Origin of the sequence: Longimicrobium terrae (assembly GCF_014202995.1) — a bacterium.
GTDB classification, from domain to species: Bacteria; Gemmatimonadota; Gemmatimonadetes; order Longimicrobiales; family Longimicrobiaceae; genus Longimicrobium; species Longimicrobium terrae.
Genome location: NZ_JACHIA010000001.1, coordinates 742,497 through 760,869 on the forward strand (window position 1 = coordinate 742,497; position 18,373 = coordinate 760,869).

At 72.1% G+C, this 18,373-nt stretch carries 6 protein-coding genes; 1 reads left to right on the forward strand and 5 read right to left on the reverse strand.

The window, feature by feature from the left end:
* Window positions 1-62: 62 nt before the first annotated feature.
* The 5 genes from HNQ61_RS03425 to HNQ61_RS03445 form a co-directional block, all read right to left on the reverse strand.
* Window positions 63-9,638, reverse strand: a complete 9,576-nt coding sequence (locus HNQ61_RS03425; protein ID WP_170031858.1) for a non-ribosomal peptide synthetase — start codon at window positions 9,636-9,638, stop codon at window positions 63-65.
* On the reverse strand, window positions 9,635-14,767 hold the full coding sequence (locus tag HNQ61_RS03430; protein ID WP_170031860.1) for a non-ribosomal peptide synthetase: 5,133 nt from the start codon (window positions 14,765-14,767) through the stop codon (window positions 9,635-9,637). Before HNQ61_RS03430 ends, HNQ61_RS03425 begins: the two co-directional genes overlap by 4 nt.
* On the reverse strand, window positions 14,764-15,027 hold the full coding sequence (locus tag HNQ61_RS03435) for a hypothetical protein (RefSeq protein WP_170031862.1): 264 nt from the start codon (window positions 15,025-15,027) through the stop codon (window positions 14,764-14,766). The genes HNQ61_RS03430 and HNQ61_RS03435 overlap by 4 nt, the downstream gene beginning before the upstream one ends.
* Before the next feature lie 104 nt (window positions 15,028-15,131).
* A complete protein-coding gene (locus HNQ61_RS03440; protein WP_170031864.1) occupies window positions 15,132-15,347 on the reverse strand; it encodes an MbtH family protein in 216 nt (71 codons plus the stop codon).
* 528 nt (window positions 15,348-15,875) lie between these two features.
* Complete coding sequence (locus HNQ61_RS03445) at window positions 15,876-16,865, reverse strand: TauD/TfdA family dioxygenase (protein WP_170031866.1); 990 nt, start codon at window positions 16,863-16,865, stop codon at window positions 15,876-15,878.
* A 906-nt stretch (window positions 16,866-17,771) separates the two neighbouring features.
* Here HNQ61_RS03445 and HNQ61_RS03450 point away from each other — a divergent pair.
* Window positions 17,772-18,287 (forward strand): tetratricopeptide repeat protein, encoded by a 516-nt coding sequence (locus HNQ61_RS03450; protein WP_170031868.1) that lies wholly within the window; start codon window positions 17,772-17,774, stop codon window positions 18,285-18,287.
* The last annotated feature ends 86 nt before the right edge of the window (window positions 18,288-18,373 follow it).

Here is an 18,373-nt window from a genome sequence, read left to right on the forward strand (position 1 = left end):
TGGGGTCCAGCGGGTACTGCCCTGCTTCCAGTCGGATACTGACGATCGGGTACGGCCCGTGATCAGCCGCGTCGGCGCGCGGACCGCCGTTCCTGCGCCCGCGCGCGGCTCGCCGCCAGCGCGGGGTCTTCGCCCTGCTCGCCCTCGCCCAGAAAGGCGGCGAGCGCCTCCACCGTGGTGTGGCGGAACAGGTCCACCATCTTCAGCCCGCCCTTGATCTCCCGCAGGCTGCTGAACACGCGGTACAGCAGCAGGCTGGTTCCGCCCAGGTCAAAGAAGTTGTCCGTCACGCCCGGCGCGGGCACGCCCAGCACTTCCCGCCACACCTCGGCCACCTTGTGCTCCAGCGCGTTGCGCGGCGGAAGCGCGTCCGCCGTCCCCGCGAACTCCGGCGCGGGAAGCGCCTTGCGGTCCAGCTTGCCGTTGGGCGTCAGCGGCAGCGCGTTCATGATGACGAACGCGGCGGGCACCATGTACTCCGGCAGGCTCTGCCGCAGGTGCGCCCGCAGCGCGTCCGCATCCACCTCTCCCGCCACGTACGCGGCCAGACGCTTCTCGCCCGGCGCGTCCTCGCGCGCCACGACCACGCAGTCGCGCACGGCGTCGTGGCGGCGCAGCGCCGTCTCGATCTCGCCCAGTTCGATGCGGTAGCCGCGCACCTTTACCTGCGCGTCCACGCGGCCCAGGTATTCCAGATTTCCGGTGGATGTCCAGCGCACGCGGTCCCCCGTGCGGTACATCCGCTCGCCCGGCGCCGTCGTGAAGGGATCGGGGATGAAGCGCTCCGCCGTCAGCGCCGCGCGTCCCAGGTAGCCGCGCGCCAGCCCGCGTCCGGCGAGGTACAGCTCGCCCGCGACGCCGACGGGAACCGGCCGCTGCCCCGCATCCAGCACGTACGCCCGCGTGTTGCTGATCGGCCGACCGATGGTCGGCGCGGCGCCTGCGAGGCGGTGCGTCCACGTGCTGTACGTCGTGTCCTCCGACGGGCCGTACAGGTCGTATACGCGCTGGATTCCATGCGCGTACAGTGCATCCACCAGCTCCGTGCGCAGCGGCTCGCCCGCCAGGTTGACGGTCGATACGCCCGCCGGGATGCCGCCGTTGGCCAGCAGCGCCGCCGCGGCGCTGGGGACGGTGTTCAGCAGCCGCACCTCCGCGATCGCGGGAGCCGTGGGAAGCGCCAGCGCGTTCTCCACGATGATCACCCGTCCGCCGAGCGAGAGCGGCAGGAACAGCTCGTAGACGGAAAGGTCGAAGCAGATGGAGGTGCAGGCGAGCATTCCGCCCAGTTCCTCCGCCGTGTGCAGATCCGTCGCCCAGGTCAGCAGCGCGACGGCATTCTCGTGCTCGATCGCGACGCCCTTGGGGACACCCGTGCTGCCGGACGTGTAGATCAGATACGCGAGATTACGCGCATCCGCCCGCTTCCCGAGCCCATCCGCCGATTCCGCCGCGATCGCCGCCGCCGTGACGGCTTCATCGACCGAGACGATGCGAACGCCGTCCTCCACCGGCAGCGATCCGCGCAGCGACTCCTGCGTCAGCATCACGGCCACGCGTGCGTCGCGCAGCGTAAACGCGAGGCGGTCCGCGGGATACGCGGGGTCCAGCGGCACGTACGCCCCGCCCGCCTTGAGGACGGCCATCATCGCGACCAGCATCTCCACGCCGCGCACCAGCCCGATCGCCACGCGCGTCTCCGCACCCACGCCCAGCGCGACGAGGTGGTGCGCCAGGCGGTTGGCCCGTGCATCCAGCTCCGCGTACGTCACCGACTGCGTGCCGTCCGTCGCCGCCATCGCATGCGGCGTCCGACTGGCCTGCGCCTCGAACAGCGTGTGAATGCAGGCGTCCGCCGGATACGGCGCTTCGGTGCGATTGAACTCATCCACCACCACCGCGCGCTCGGCGTCGTCCAGCAGGTCCAGCTCGCCGATGCGCACGTCCGCATCCGCCGTCACCTGATCCAGCACGCGGTACAGGCGGTCCAGCATCGTCACGATGGAGGCGCGGTCGAACAGGTCCGACGCGTACTCCATCTCGCCGTGCACCGCGTCGCCGTCCGGCGCCAGCGCCAGGGAGAGGTCGAACTTGGTGGTGGCGATCTCCATCTCCACCGGGCGCGTGCGCGGACCGGCGCCGTCGTCGCCCGCGTGGTCCATGTTGAGCGCGAACGTCACCTGCACGACCGGCGCGTGGCTCAGCGAGCGCTCCGGCTGCAGCGCCTCCACCAGCCGCTCAAAGGGCAGCTCCTGGTGCTCCCACCCGCCCAGCGTCACGTCGCGGACGCGGCGCACCACCTCGCGAAATGTGGGGTTGCCGCCCAGGTCCGTGCGCAGCACCAGCGTGTTGACGAAGAAGCCGATCAGCTCCTCCACCTCGCGGCGCGTGCGTCCCGCGATGGGGCTGCCCACCACCACGTCGTCCGTCGCGGCGTACTTGCCCAGCAGCACCTGAAACGCGCCCAGCAGCACCATGTACAGCGTGGCGCCCTCGGCCCGGGCCAGCGCGCCCAAGCGCTCCACCACATGCGCGGGGATATGCACCGGCTCGTGCCCGCCGCGGTAGCTCTGCATCACCGGGCGCGGGCGGTCCGTGGGCAGCTCCAGCAGCGGCGGCGCATCTCCCAGCCGCTCCGTCCAGTACGCCAGCTGCCGGTGTAGCGCGTCGCCGCGAAGCTGCTGGCGCTGCCACACCGCGAAGTCGGCGTACTGCACCGCCAGCGGGGCCAGCGGCGACGCGCGCCCGGCGGTGAACGCGTCGTACAGCGTCCACAGCTCGCGGAACAGCACCGGCAGGCTCCACCCGTCGGTGACGATGTGGTGCATGCACACCAGCAGCACGTGGTCGTCATCCGCCAGCCGCAGCAGCGCGGCCACCACCAGCGGGCCGGCCGCCAGATCGAACGGCCGCGCCGCCGCCTCGCCCACCATCCGCCGCACCTCCGCCTCGCCATCCACCTCCACCACGGGAAGCGAGACGCCGGCAAAGGGGTTGATGACCTGCACCGGGGCGCCGTTCGCCTCGGGGAACACCGTGCGCAGCGCCTCGTGGCGATGGACCACCTCGCCCAGCGCGTGCTCCAGCGCGGCCGCGTTCAGCGCGCCCTCCACCCGCACCGCGACGGGCACGTTGTACGAGGCGCCGTCCGGCTCCATGCGATCCAGAAACCACAGCCGCTCCTGCGCAAACGACAGCGAAAGCCCGCCGTTACGCTCCACCGGCACCACCGGCGGAAGCTGCGGCAGCCCCGCGCGGCGCAGCGCCTCCACCCGCTCCGCCACGCGCGCCACCGTGGGCGCCTCAAACAGCTGGCGCAGCGGCAGCTCCACGCCGAACACGGCCCGCACGCGGGACACCACGCGCGTGGCGAGCAGCGAGTGCCCGCCGAGCGCAAAGAAATCGTCGTGCACGCCCGCGCGCGGCACGCCCAGCACCTCGGCCCAGATCCCGGCGAGAACCTCTTCCGCCGGGGTGCGCGGGGCGGCGTACGCGTCGGCCTGCGCGGCGAAGTCCGGGTCCGGCAGCGCCCGGCGGTCCACCTTGCCGTTGGGCGTAATGGGGATGGATTCCAGCGCCACGAAGGCGGCGGGCACCATGTAATCCGGCAGCGTCCGCCGCAGGTGCGCGCGCAGTTCCTCCGCGTCCGCGGCGCCCACGATGTAGGCCACGATCTGCCGCGTGCCGGCCGCGTCCACGCGCGTGGTCACCGTGCACTCCGCCACCTGCGGGTGCCGGCCCAGCGTCGCCTCGATCTCGCCCAGCTCGATGCGGAATCCGCGAACCTTTACCTGGCCGTCCAGGCGGCCCAGGTACTCCGTCGCCCCGGCGGACGTCCACCGCACGCGGTCGCCGGTGCGGTACATCCGCGCGCCCGGCTCCGCGCTGAACGGATCGGGGACGAAGCGCTCCGCAGTCAGCGCCGCGCGGCCCAGGTAGCCGCGCGCCACGCCGTGCCCGCCCACGTACAGTTCGCCCGGCACGCCGATGGGCGCCGGCTCCAGCGCGTCATCCAGCACCAGCAGCGTGCTGTGCGCCACCGCGCGGCCGATGGGCACCGTGGCCGCGTCGTCCGCCAGCCCCGCGGGATCGTGCCACGAGCTGAACGTGGTGTTTTCCGTGGGCCCGTACAGGTTCAGCAGACGGGGCGCATCCGCCGCCGCCATCACGCGCCGTACGGCCACCGGGTCCGCCGCCTCGCCGCCGAACATCACCGTCGCCAGCGGGGTGAACACGTCCGGCCGCTCGCGGGCGATGCCGTTGAACAGCGAGGTGGTCAGGAACAGCGTGTTGATGGCGTTCACCCGGATCGCGTCCGCCAGCGCCTCCGCGGAAAGGGCGACCTCGCGGGGGATGACGACCAGCGCGCCGCCGTTGAGCAGCGCCGCCCAGATCTCGAACGTGGCCGCGTCGAACGCCGCGTTGGATGCCTGGCCGATGCGGTTGCCTGCATCCAGCGTCATGTAGTCCGTGCCGCGCACCAGGCGCACGACGGAACGGTGCTCCACCGCCACACCCTTGGGCGTTCCCGTGCTGCCGGAGGTGTAGATGACGCACGCCAGCCCGCGCGGCCCGGTCTCCACGCGCGGATCATCCGCCCGCGCCGCGGCGATCGTGTCGCGCTCCTCGTCGATGCTCACGACCCGGACGACGCCGTCATCCACCGAACCGCGGAGACTCGCCTGCGTCACCAGCACGCGCACGCCGCTGTCCGCGATCATGAAGGCCAGCCGTTCGCGCGGATATTCCGGGTCCAGCGGCACGTACGCGGCGCCGGCCTTGAGAATGCCCAGGATGGCGGCCAGCAGCTCCGCGCCGCGCTCCAGGCACAGCCCCACCCGCGCCTCCGGCGTCACCCCCAGGCTGATGAGGTGGTTCGCCAAGCGGTTGGCGCGCGCGTTCAGCTCGCCGTACGTCACCGGCTGGCCGTCCGCGATCACCGCCACCGCGTCCGGCGCGCGCTCCGCCTGCGCGGCAAAGAGCGCGTGCACCGTCGCGTCCGCCGGATACGTGGTCTCCGTCCGGTTCCACTCCTCCACCACTCGCGCGCGCTCCGCTGCGTCCGGCAGCGCGATGCGGGAAACGCGCACGTCCGCGTCCGCCGCCACCTGCTCCAGCACGCGGCGCAGGTGCCCCGCCATCCGCCGGATGGTTTCCGCGCCGAACAGGTCGGTGCTGTACGACACCTCTCCCGCCAGCCCGTCGCCGTCCGGCGCCAGCGCCAGCAGCAGGTCGAACTTGCTGGTGCCGCTCTCCACCTCCACCGGGGCCATGCGCAGCGCGGGCACGCCGCCCGCCGGCTCCGCGATCTCGTTGAGCGCGAACATCACCTGAAACAGCGGCGACCGGCTCAGGCTGCGGTCCGGGTGCAGCTCGGCCACGAGGCGCTCGAACGGCACGTCCTGGTGCGCGTACGCGCCCAGCGTCACGTCGCGCACGCGGCGCAGCACGTCGCGGAACGTGGGGTCGCCGCCCAGGTCCGTGCGCAGCACCAGCGTGTTGACGAAAAAGCCGATCAGCCCCTCCACCTCCGGCCGCGTGCGCCCGGCGATGGGGCTGCCCACGACCACGTCCTCCGTCCCCGCGTACCGGCCCAGCAGCACCTGAAAGGCGCCCAGCATCAGCATGTACATCGTGGTGCCCTCGCGGCGCGCCACCGATCGCAGCCGGTCCACGAGTTCCGCGGAAAGCTCCACGGGCTCGCTGGCGCCGCGGTAGCTCTGCACGGCGGGACGCGGATGGTCCGTGGGCAGCTCCAGCAGCGCGGGCGCGCCGGCCAGCGCCTGGCGCCAGTACGCCAGCTGCCCGTCCAGCACCTCGCCGCGCAGCTGTTGCCGCTGCCACACCGCATAGTCCGCGTACTGAAGCGCCAGCGCGGCCAGCGGCGACGGGCGGCCCTCCGCAAACGCGCCGTACAGCGTCCACAGCTCGCGAAAGAGCACGCCCAGGCTCCATCCGTCGCTCACCACGTGGTGGATGGAGACCAGCAGCACGTGATCGTCATCCGCCAGACGCAGCAGCCCGGCGCGGAACAGCGGCCCGGCCGTCAGGTCGAACGGGCGCGCGGCCTCCGCGGCGGCGTGGCGGCGCACCTCGGCCTCGCGCTCGTCATCCGCCAGCCCCGACAGGTCGCCCACGCCCAGCGAAAAGCCGGTGAACGGGGTGATGACCTGCACCGGCGCGCCGCCCTCTTCGCGGAACACGGTGCGCAGCGCCTCGTGGCGATGAACGATCTCGCCCAGCGCGCGCTCCAGCGCCGCCACGTCCAGCGCGCCGCCCAGCCGCACCGCGGCGGGGACGTTGTAGAACGGGCTGTCCGGCTCCATGCGGTCCAGAAACCACAGCCGCTCCTGCGCAAACGACAGCGGCAGCCCGCCCGTCCGCTCCACCGCGACGACGGGCGGCAGCTGCGGCACTCCCGCGCGGCGCAGCGCCTCCACCCGTTCCGCCACGCGGGCGACAGCGGGCGCCTCGAACAGGTCGCGCAGCGGCAGCTCCACGCCGAACACGGCGCGGATGCGGGAGACGACGCGCGTGGCCAGCAGCGAGTGCCCGCCGAGGGCAAAGAAATCGTCATGCACGCCGGCGCGCGGCACGCCCAGCACCTCCGCCCAGATCCCGGCGAGAACCTCTTCCGCCGGGGTGCGCGGCGCGGCGTACGCGTCCGCGTGGGCGGCGAAGTCCGGGTCCGGCAGCGCGCGGCGGTCCAGCTTGCCGTTGGGGGTGATGGGGAGCGCGTCCAGCGCCACGAACGCGGCGGGCACCATGTACTCCGGCAGCGTCCGCCGCAGGTGCGCGCGCAGCTCCTCCGCGTCCGCGCCGCCGGTGACGTAGGCGACGATCTGCAGCGTCCCCGCCCCGTCCATCCGCGTCACCACCGCGCATTCCGCCACGTGCGGATGACCGCCCAGCGCGGCTTCGATCTCGCCCAGCTCGATGCGGAATCCGCGCACCTTCACCTGGCCGTCCAGGCGGCCCAGGTACTCCGCCACGCCCGCGGACGTCCACCGCACGCGGTCCCCCGTGCGGTACATCCGCGCACCGGGCTCGGCGCTGAACGGATCGGGGACGAAGCGCTCCGCCGTCAGCGCCGCGCGGCCCAGGTAGCCGCGCGCCACGCCGTGCCCGCCCACGTACAGCTCGCCCGGCACGCCGATGGGCGCGGGCTGCAGGGCGTCATCCAGCACCAGCAGGGTGGAGTGCGCGATGGTGCGGCCGATGGGCACCGAGGCCGCGTCGTCCGCCAGCGCCTCCACGCGGTGCGCCGCGCTGAAGGTGGTGTTTTCCGTGGGCCCGTACCCGTTCACCAGCCGCGCCGGAGCGCCGGCCCGCAGCACGCGCCGCACCGCCACCGGGTCCGCCGCCTCGCCGCCGAATACCAGCGTGCCGAGCGGGCGGAACACCTCCGGCCGCTCACGCGCGATGCCGTTGAACAGCGACGTGGTCAGAAAGAGGATGGTGATGCCGTGCGCACGGATCGTCTCGTCCAGCGCCCGGGCCGAGAGCACGGCGTCGCGCGGGATGACGACCAGCCGCCCGCCGTTCAGCAGCGCGCCCCAGACCTCGAACGTCGCCGCGTCGAACGCCGCGTTGGACCCCTGTCCCACGCAGTCTCCGGCGCCGAACCGCACGTAGTCCGTGCCGCACACCAGCCGCACGACGGAGCGGTGCTCCACCGCCACGCCCTTGGGCGTTCCCGTGCTGCCGGAGGTGTAGATGACGTACGCCAGCCCGCGCGGCCCGGTCTCCATCCCCGGATCGTCCGCGCGCGCCGCGGCGATGGACTCGCGGTCGCCGTCCACGCTCACCACGCGCAGCCCCGCGCCGCCGATCGATCCGCGCAGGCTTTCCTGCGTCAGCAGCACGCGCACGCCGCTGTCCGCCAGCATGAACGCCAGGCGCTCGGCGGGATAGTCCGGGTCCAGCGGCACGTACGCCGCGCCCGCCTTGAGAATGGCGAGCATGGCGACGATCATCTCCGCGCCGCGCTCCACGCACAGCCCCACCCGCGCCTCGGGCGTCACGCCCAGGCTGAGCAGATGATTCGCGAGGCGGTTGGCGCGCGCGTTCAGTTCGCCGTACGCCAGCGATTCGCCGCCCGCGACGACCGCCACCGCGTCCGGCGCGCGCCGCGCCTGCTCCGCCACGAGACGGTGGATGGAGGCGTGCGATGGATACGAGGTTTCCGTGCGGTTCCACTCCTCCACCACCATCGCGCGCTCCGCGGCGTCCGGCAGCGCGATGCGGGAGATGCGCACGTCCGCGTCCGCCGCCACCTGCTCCAGCAGGCGCACCAGGTGGCCGCCCATGCGCCGGATGGTCCGCGCGTCGAAGAGGTCGGTGCGGTACACCATCTCCCCCGCCAGCCCGCCCCCGTCCGGCGTGAGCGCGAGAAGCAGATCGAACTTGCTGGTGACGATGCGCGCGTCCACGGGCGACATCTGCAGCCCGTGGACGGTTCCGGCGCCGCCGCGCGCGCCTTCGTTGAGCGTAAAGACCACCTGGTACAGCGGCGAAATGCCCGGCGTGCGCTCCGGCTGCAGCTCGGCCACGAGGCGCTCGAACGGCACGTCTTGGTGGGCGTACGCCTCCAGCGTGGCGGCGCGCACCCGTCCGATCACTTCGCGGAACGACGGGTCGCCGCGCAGCTCCGTGCGCATGGCCAGCGTGTTGACAAAGAAGCCGATCAGCTCCTCGATCTCCGCGTCGGCGCGGCCCGCGAACGGGCTGCCCACGACCACGTCCTCCGTCCCCGCGTACCGCCCGAGCAGCACCTGAAAGGCACCCAGCACCACCATGTACAGCGTGGCGCCCTCGCGGCGGGCCACGGCCTGCAGCCGCTCCACCAGCGCGGCGGAAAGCGCGATGTGCTCGCTGGCGCCGTCCTGGCGCTGCACCGCCGGGCGCGGATGGTCCGTGGGCAGCTCCAGCAGCGCGGGCGCGCCAGCCAGGCGCCGCTTCCAGTACGCCAGCTGCGTGTTGAGCGCGTCGCCGCGAAGCTCCCGGCGCTGCCACGCCGCAAAGTCCGCGTACTGCAGCGGCAGCGCGCCCAGCGGCGAGGGGGCCCCGTCCGCAAACGCGCCGTACAGCGCCCACAGCTCGCGAAAGAGCACGCCCATGCTCCATCCGTCGCTCACCACGTGGTGCAGGCACAGCAGCAGCACGTGCTCGTCATCCGCCAGACGCAGCAGCTCCGCGCGGAACAGCGGGCCCGCCGCCAGGTCGAACGGCCGCGCGGCATCCGCATCCGCGGAGCGGCTGACCTCGGCCTCGCGCTCCGCGGCGGGGAGCGCGCGCAGGTCGCGCACCGGCAGCGTGTAGCCGCTGAACGGGCGAATCACCTGCATGGGCGTGCCGTCCACCTCGGCCAGCGTGGTGCGCAGCGCCTCGTGGCGGTTCACCACCTCGCCCAGCGCACGCTCCAGCGCGGGCGCGTTCAGCGCGCCGCGCAGGCGCAGCGCCTCGGGCATGTTGTACGTGGCGCCCGCGTTCTGCATGCGGTCCACGAACCACAGCCGCTCCTGCGCGAACGAGGCGGGCTCAGTGCGTGTCCGGCTGATGCGCTCCAGCAGGAGCCGGCGGATGCGCTCCTGCTTTTCGGCCAGCGACAGCGCGGCGGGCGGGGGCGGCACCGTCATCGAAGAGGCTGCAGGTCGGGGTGTGCTTCCAGAAGGCGGTCCAGCTCGTCGTCGCCCATGTCGTCCAGCATTTCCAGCAGGCGGCTGCTGCCGGCGCGGCGCACCGGCGCGTCAACCGCGCGACGCGAGCGGCGCGGCGACAGTCCCGGCGCAATGGCCTCGATGGTCGGCGCGTTGAAGAGGGTGACGACATCCAGCTCCCCTTCCATCGATTCGCGGATGCGCCACACCAGGCGCGTGGCCAGCAGCGAGTGCCCGCCCAGCGCAAAGAAGTCATCCGTCACCCCCACGCGCTCCACGCCCAGCACTTCGGCCCAGATGCCGGCCAGCTCCGCTTCCACCGGGGTGCGCGGCGCGGTGTAGCCCGCGCTCTCCGCGGCGAACTCCGGCGCGGGAAGGGCCTTGCGGTCCAGCTTGCCGTTGGGTGTCAGCGGCAGCGCGTGCAGGATGACGAACGCGGCGGGCACCATGTACTCCGGCAGGCTCTGCCGAAGGTGCGCCCGCAGCGCCTCCGCCTCCACCTCGCCCGCCACGTACGCGGCCAGCCGCTTTTCCCCCGGCACGTCCTCGCGGGCCACGACCACGCAGTCGCGCACGGCGTCGTGGCGGCGCAGCGCCGTTTCGATCTCGCCCAGTTCGATGCGGTAGCCGCGCACCTTTACCTGCGCGTCCACGCGGCCCAGGTATTCCAGGTTTCCGGTGGATGTCCAGCGCACGCGGTCCCCCGTGCGGTACATCCGCTCGCCCGGCGCCGTCGTGAAGGGATCGGGGATGAAGCGCTCGGCGGTCAGCGCGGCGCGTCCCAGGTAGCCGCGCGCCAGCCCGCGTCCCGCGAGGAACAGTTCGCCGGCGACGCCGACGGGAACCGGCCGCTGCCCCGCATCCAGCACGTACGCCCGCGTGTTGCTGATCGGCCGTCCGATGGTCGGCGCGGCGCCGGCCAGCCGGTGCGTCCACGTGCTGTACGTCGTGTCCTCCGACGGGCCGTACAGGTCGTACACGCGCTGGATTCCATGCGCGTACAGTGCATCCACCAGCTCCGTGCGCAGCGGCTCGCCAGCGAGGTTGACGGTCGTCACACCGGCCGGAATGCCGCCAGACGCCAGCAGCGCCGAGGCCGCGGAGGGCACCGTGTTCAGCAGCCGCACGTCCGCCACGGCGGGGGAGGACGGGAGCGCCAGCGCGTTCTCCACGATGATCACGCGCCCACCGAGTGAGAGCGGCAGGAACAGCTCGTAGACGGAAAGGTCGAAGCAGATGGAGGTGCAGGCGAGCATCCCGCCCAGTTCCTCCGCGGTGTGCAGGTCCGCCGCCCAGGTGAGGAGCGCGACGGCGTTCTCGTGCTCGATCGCGACGCCCTTGGGGACGCCCGTGCTGCCGGACGTGTAGATCAGGTAGGCCAAGCTCCGTGCATCCGCCCGCTTCCCGAGCCCATCCGCCGATTCCGCCGCGATCGCCGCAGCGGAAGCGGGTTCATCGACCGAGACGACGCGCACGCCGTTCTCCACCGGCAGCGATCCGCGCAGCGACTCCTGCGTCAGCATCACGGCGACGCGCGCATCGCGCAGCGTAAACGCGAGCCGGTCCGCGGGATACGCGGGATCCAGCGGCACGTACGCGCCGCCCGCCTTGAGGACGGCGATCATCGCGACCAGCATCTCCACGCCGCGCGCCAAGCCGATTGCCACGCGCGTCTCCGCCCCCACGCCCAGCGCGACGAGGTGGCGCGCCAGGCGGTTCGCCCGCGCATCCAGCTCCGCGTACGTCACCGACTGCGTGCCGTCCGTCGCAGCCAAGGCATGGGGCGTGCGGGCAACCTGCGCCTCGAACAGCGTGTGGATGCAGGCATCCGCCGGATACGGCGCGTCCGTCCGATTCCACTCATCCACCACAACCGCGCGCTCGGCGTCGTCCAGCAGCGCCAGTTCGCCGATGCGCACGTCCGCGTTCGCCGACACCTGATCCAGCAGGTTGTGCAGGTGGCGCAGCATGCGCTGGACGGTGCCGCGCTCGAACAGGTCGGTGCGGTACTCCAGGTCCGCGCGCAGCCCGTCCGCCCCGCGGATGAAGGAGAGCGTAAGGTCCAGCTTGGCCGATTGCGGATGGTTCTCGCGCACGGTCGCCGTCATCCCGGGCAGCAGGGGGCCGGGGCCGCCGGTCTGCAGCACCATCATCACCTGAAACACCGGCGAGTGGCTGAGCGAGCGCCCGGGATGAAGGGCGCGCACCACCGCCTCGAACGGCGTCTGCTGGTGCTCGTACGCGCTCAGCGTGACGTCGCGCACGCGGCGCAGCACCTCGCGGAACGCCGGGTCGCCGCCCAGGTCCGTGCGCAGCACCAGCGTGCTGGTAAAGAAGCCGATCATCTCCTGCAGTTCGCGGCGCGTGCGCCCGGCGATGGGGCTGCCCACCACCACGTCGTCGCTCCCCGCGTACCGCCCCAGCAGCACCTGAAAGGCGCCCATCAGCACCATGTACAGCGATCCGCCCGTGGCGCGGCCCAGCGCCTCCAGCCGCTCCGCCAGCTCCGGCGGAAAATCCACCGTCTCTCGCGCGCCACCAAAGCCGCGCGCCGTGGCGCGGGGATGGTCCGTGGGCAGCTCCAGCAGGGCGGGCGCACCCTCCAGCCGCGCCTTCCACCACGCCAGCTCCGCGTCCATCACCTCGCCGCGCAGGCAGGCGCGCTCCCAGGCCGCGTAGTCGGCGTACTGCAGCGCCGGTTCCGCCAGCGGCGACTCGCGCCCGTCCAGGTACGCGGCGTACAGGTCGCCCAGTTCGCGGTACAGCACGTCCATGCTCCACCCGTCGGTCACGGCGTGGTGCAGGCTCAGCAGCAGCACGTGCTCGTCATCCGCCAGCCGCAGCACGCGGCCGCGCACCAGCGGCCCCGCGGCCAGGTCGAACGGCACCGCCGCCTCCTCCGCGGCGCGGCGGGACGCCGCGGCGCGACGCTCCTCCCCATCCAGCGCGGACAGGTCCTCCACGGGAAGATGGAAGCCGATAAAGGGGTTGATGACCTGCACCGGCTCGCCCGCGCGGTCCTGGAACACCGTGCGCAGCACCTCGTGGCGGCGGATGATCTCCCCCAGCGCGCGCGCCAGCACCGGCACATTCAGCGGCCCGGAGATGCGCATCTCCACCGGCACGTTGTACGAGGCGGGCGCCTGCTGCACGCGGTCCAGAAACCACAGCCCTTCCTGCGCGAACGAGAGCGGCGGCGACACGCTCCGTTCAACCGGCACCAGGGCGGGAAGCCGGGGCGCGTCCGCGCGGCGGGCGGCGTCCACACGCCCGGCCAGCAGTGCCACGGTGGGCGCCTCGAACACCGCGCGCACCGTCATCTCCACGCCGAACACCTCGGCCACGCGCGCCACCACGCGGGTGGCCAGCAGCGAGTGCGCGCCCAGGTCGAAGACGTTGTCGTCCACGCCCACCCGCGCCACGCCCAGCACCTCCGCCCACGCTCCGGCCAGCACCTCTTCCACCGGCGTGCGCGGCGCCACGTACGCCTCGGCGGAGGTCATCGCCGGCGCGGGGAGCGCCTTGCGGTCCAGCTTGCCGTTGGGCGTCAGCGGCATCTCGTCCAGCGCCACGAAGGCGGAGGGGACGAAGTGCGCGGGAAGGGTGCGGCGCAGCTGCTCGCGCAGCGCGTCCACGTCGGCGGCGCCCGTCAGGTATCCTACGAGACGCTTGTCGCCCGGCTCGTCCTCGCGCGCCACCACCACGCAGTCGCGCACCCCGGCAAAGCGGCGCATGGCGCTCTCGATCTCCCCCAGCTCCACGCGGAATCCGCGGATCTTTACCTGGTGGTCCAGGCGCCCCAGGTACTCCAGCTCGCCGTCCTCCGTCCACTTCACCCGGTCGCCGGTGCGATACATGCGCCCGCCGGGCCCCGCGGAAAACGGATCGGGGATGAAGCGGTCCGCCGTCAGCCCGGGACGCCCCAGGTAGCCGCGCGCCAGCCCCAGCCCCGCCAGGTACAGCTCGCCGATCGATCCCACCGCCACCGGGCGCAGCGCCTCGTCCACCACGTACGCCCGCGTGTTGCTGATGGGCCGGCCGATGGTGGCCGGGGCACCCGCGCGCCGCAGCGTAAAGGTGCTGTAGGTGGTGTCTTCCGACGGGCCGTACAGATCGTACACGCGCTGAACGCCCCGCGCGTAGAGCGCGTCCACGATCTCCGTGCGCAGCGGCTCGCCCGCCAGGTTGACGGTGGTGACGCCCGCGGGAATGCCGCCCGTCTTGAGGAGCGTGGCCGCGGCGCTGGGAACGGAGTTGATGAGCCGCACCTGGTCCGCCGCCGCGCACGTCGGCAGGGCCAGCGCGTTCTCCACGATGATGCAGCGGCCGCCCAGGGAAAGCGGCAGAAAGAGTTCGTAGATGGACAGGTCGAAGCAGATGGAGGTGGAGGCCAGCATGCCGCCCAGTTCCTCCGCCGTGTGCAGCGCCGACGCCCACGCCAGCAGCACCACCGCGCTCTCGTGCTCGATGGCCACGCCCTTGGGTACGCCCGTGCTCCCCGAGGTGTAGATCAGGTAGCCCAGGTTGCGCGCCGCGACGCCGCTCTGCGGGTTGTCCGCGCGTTCCCGCGCGATGTCGTCCGCGGCCAGGTCCACGCTCAGCACGCGCAGCCCGTCCGGCACGGGGAGCAGCGCGCGCGACGCCTCGTGTGTCAGCAGCACCGCCGCCCGCGCGTCGCGCAGGATGAACTCCAGGCGGTCCGCGGGATACGCCAGGTCCAGCGGCACGTACGCGCCGCCGGCCTTGAGCACGGCCATCAGCGACACCAGCATGTCCAGCCCGCGCGCAAAGCCCACGGCCACGCGCACCTCCGGCCCCACGCCCATGCCCCGCAGGTGGTGGGCGAGGCGGTTGGCCCGCTCGTTCAGCCCGGCGTAGGTCAGGGACCGCGTGCCGCACACGGCGGCCTGGGCGTCCGGCGTGCGCAGCACCTGCTGTTCAAAGAGTTCGTGCATGCACGTGCCGGCCGGGAACGGGGCGTCCGTGCGGTTCCACTCTTTCAGCACGCGGCGGCGCTCCGCCCCGCTCAGTTCCACCGGCTCCGGATTGCCCACCACGCCCGTTCCGGGCGCCAGCCGCACCGCGGCCGTGTCGACCGGACCGTTCATCCCGCGGTCTCCTCCGGACGGCCGCCCACGCCAAAGCACAGCACGCAGTTCACCCGCCCGCCGGTGCCCGCTTCGGGGATGGGAGCCCCGGCCAGCGCCTCGGCCTGGCGGCGGCGCTCGCGGCTGATCAGCGCGCCCAGTTCCGCGTGCGGCGCATCGTCCGCGTCCTGGGGCTCGCCCTGGACCACGGCCACGCCGGAAAGGCGGATCTGGGCGGTGCCGGCGGCGGATGCCGGCCCGGGCTCGTTCATGTCGACCATGTGACGCTCTTCCTGATGCCGTTGGACGCGCGGGCCCGTCCCGGACCCGCGTCGAAACCCCTCGTCCCCCACGTCCCGCCGCCCCGGAGCGGGGCGCGGGAGTGCTACGCGCCGGCCTGGGCCATGCGCTCGCGCAGGCTCAGCGGGCGCATGTCGGTCCACACCTCTTCCACGAACGCCAGGCACTCTTCGCGCGTTCCGGTGCGGCCCGCGTCGCGCCACCCGGCGGGAAGCTCGCGGTCCGCGGCGTAGATGGAGTACTGCTCCTCGTGGTTCATGACGACGCGGTACGTTTCGCCAGTCGTTTCCGTATCGGACATCTGCATCTTCCCGTCATTGAAATTGTTTTACGCCACTGTGTGCTCACATTGGATGCACGCTGACGCGAAGAGAGTCCAGAAAAGTCATTCCGCGGGCGGCACGCGTCGCGCACCGGCCCCGGCGGCCATGCTCCGGCCGTACCGCCGCGCTCCGGCGTGCGGAAACGACGGGCTCCACGGGTGCGGCAGCGCCGCACTCGCAGGCGGATTCGCGAATCCGCCTTCCTGCTCAGGATCTGTCGGCTTCAGAAAGGGGCAGTGAATGCAACGCTGTTCCCTGCGGAAAAGCCCATGAAGTGCGGAGCCGCCGCAAACCCTCTTTCGCAGACAGTATTTCTGGGATGGATGACGTTACGCTACTTGTTTACCGCCGTCAAGGCGCACTCCGCACTTTGTTGCGCAACCTTTACCGCGGGTGCGCCCCGCATTCCCGCGGAGGTCCGCGCCCGTCCGGCGGCGGCCTTCCCCGCTCTGCCGCGGGGGAGGCCGCGCGCCGGAAACGCGCGGTTCTGCTGGGAAACGGCCGTGCTACGCCAGCACTTCGTCGCCCACGAAGCGGCTGAGCAGCACGCGGATGGAGCGGGGCGGCGTGTAGCGCCGGCGGGCGTGCGCGTAGGCGATGTTGTCCACCACCACCACGTCGCCGGGCTCGTAATCGAACGCAATGGCCGTATCCACTTCGGCCTGCAGCACCTGCTCGATCACATCATCCGGAATGGGCGTGCCGTCGCCGTACGTCACCGACCGGGGAAACTCGCCGTCGCACAGTGCCAGCAGGTCTTCGCGCGTTTCCTCGTCCAGCACCGCCGGGTGGTGCAGCAGGATCTGGTTGAAGAACAGCTCCTCGCCGCTCCGGGGGTGCCGCACGATGGCCGGGCGGTCCGTTTCGATGCGCAGGCCGCCGTCCTCGCGCCAGAAGAACTGCGTGCCGTTGGCGCGGCACTGCTCCTCCACATTTTCACGGTCGGTGGTCGCAAAGAAGCGCTCCCAGGGCACGTCCAGGCCGGGGATGAAGTTGCGCACGTAGCGCAGCCCGCGCGTGGCGAACTCGGTGCGGATGTCGGCCGGCAGACGGTCCAGCACCTTGTCGCAGGGCAGGATGGGCGTTTCGCCCTCGGCGGCGGCGGGCACCTGGCAGAAGAAGCAGATGCGCTCCGGCCAGCCCGGCGTGTGGGAAGCCTCGTTGTGGAACAGGATGGCGCGGTCCGGCGGGTACGGCGTGGCTTCCTGCACGAAGTTGGTGTTCTGCACCTTGTGCGAAAGGTCGCCGTACTCGGTGTTCAGGTCCGGCACCAGCGACTGAATGGCCTCCTCGAACTGCGCGGGCGATTCCACCGAAAATCCGCGGAACAGGATGAGCGTGTGGTCGGCCGCGCCGTCGCGCACGTCGTCGGCGTTCTCGTTCAGCCATTCCACCAGGTTCTGCCCCGGAACGGAGGGACGGATCACCTGAATGAGCGGCTCCGCGTCCGGATCCACCTTCCGCACGCCGTTCAGCTGCAGGAGTTCTTCTGTCATCGTCTTGGGTTCGGTTCAGGATGGTTTTCAGCAGACGCAGCCGCGTCCGCCAGCGGGCGACTGCGCCAGATGATTGCTATCACATCGTCTGCAAAGGATAGCCACAACGGAGAACCGCGCCGGAGTACCCGTGGGCGTGACTCTCCAGGGGAAGTGGCGCGTCCAGCAAAACAAGACTGGTAAAGAGGGTTGATGCGGCGAATATAGATACAAAGATTCAGGCGTGCAAGCGCTCCCGATGCGCCATATGACGCATCCCGCCAAGGCAATTTTCACGGAGTGAACAGCGCAAGCATCCGTCCCGGCGGCCGTGCCGACAGCCCGCCCCCGGCGAGCGAGATGGCCCGCGCCAGCGTAAACAGCCGTCGTGGAACGAGATGCGGAAAACGCCTATGGAGCGGACGGGAACCACGGGTGTTGCAGACGAAGGGCGAGAGGCGCCCGTGAGGGGTCATGACGTGGGGATCGGAGGATCGCTACTGCATGCGTCATGGATGTCCAATCGCGCATTTACGGCCGTAATGATGATGATAAACAAACGACTCTGCACCCGGTCGCGCCGTGGAATCCGCGGTCCGGCTCCGGCGCTGGACCGCCGCTTCGGTGCGCACCCCGGGATGCGTCCCGCCGTGCGGACCGGCGGCGCACAGGCTGCCGGAGCTGGGCCCCGCCACCGCGCGCCCGCACCGATGGCGCGGTGGCGGGCGGGGCGGCAGATTGCGGCCGCCCCGCCGTTCTCCATTCGCACGCCCCTCCGCCCGTCCCCGTGACTGACATTTCTCCGTCTTCCCCCGGCGCGCCCGCGTCCGTGCGCCACGTGCTCACCCCGCGCGAAGAGCGCTTCGCGGCCCTGCGCCGCCGCGCCGCTCAGCGGTGTGGGACCACCGGCAGTGCGGGGACGCGTTGATGACCCGCCGCGACGCCGCCCGCGCGCTCGACGCCAGCGGCGACATCGTGGGTGCCGTGCGGGCGTATGAGCTCGCGCTCGCGGAGGAACCAGACGCGACGGATCTTCGGCTGGATCTCGCGGCGCTGTACGTGGCGGCCAACGATCCCGGAGCCGCCGCGGCTCATCATCTGCCGAAACCGTTCGTGGATGCCGCGTACGGCCGCTGCGTGGCGGTGCTGCAGGAGGGACTTCGGCGCGGCGGTCCGCATCCGGAGCTGCTCGCGTGGCGGCTCCACCTGAAGGAGCGCGTCGTGGGAGAGCCGATCCCGCCGGGAGCGCTGGAAGCCCTCGCGCGTGACGAACGCGCGGAGTTCGCCCGGCTGCTGATCTACGCTTCCTCGGGCCGTACTCTGGAACAGGCATCCGCCGCGGCGACCTTTCGCGCGGCGTCGGCCCGCCGCACGGAACGGGAGCGCTGCTGCATGAGCTACGCGCCGCCGGCCCGGGGTTTCAGCAGCGGGGCGCCGGCCTGATCCGGTGAACAGCGCCGCGTCCCGCTCCCCCGCACCGATGGCGCGGCGGCGGGCGGGGCGGCAGATTGCGCGCGCCCGCCGTTCTC

Bases quoted from the DNA above. Each gene is read 5' to 3' on its own strand.
- HNQ61_RS03425 (WP_170031858.1), bottom strand. From the start codon at position 9,638: ATGACGGTGCCGCCCCCGCCCGCCGCGCTGTCGCTGGCCGAAAAGCAG.
- HNQ61_RS03430 (WP_170031860.1), bottom strand. From the start codon at position 14,767: ATGAACGGTCCGGTCGACACGGCCGCGGTGCGGCTGGCGCCCGGAACG.
- HNQ61_RS03435 (WP_170031862.1), bottom strand. From the start codon at position 15,027: ATGGTCGACATGAACGAGCCCGGGCCGGCATCCGCCGCCGGCACCGCC.
- HNQ61_RS03440 (WP_170031864.1), bottom strand. From the start codon at position 15,347: ATGTCCGATACGGAAACGACTGGCGAAACGTACCGCGTCGTCATGAAC.
- HNQ61_RS03445 (WP_170031866.1), bottom strand. From the start codon at position 16,865: ATGACAGAAGAACTCCTGCAGCTGAACGGCGTGCGGAAGGTGGATCCG.
- HNQ61_RS03450 (WP_170031868.1), top strand. From the start codon at position 17,772: ATGACCCGCCGCGACGCCGCCCGCGCGCTCGACGCCAGCGGCGACATC.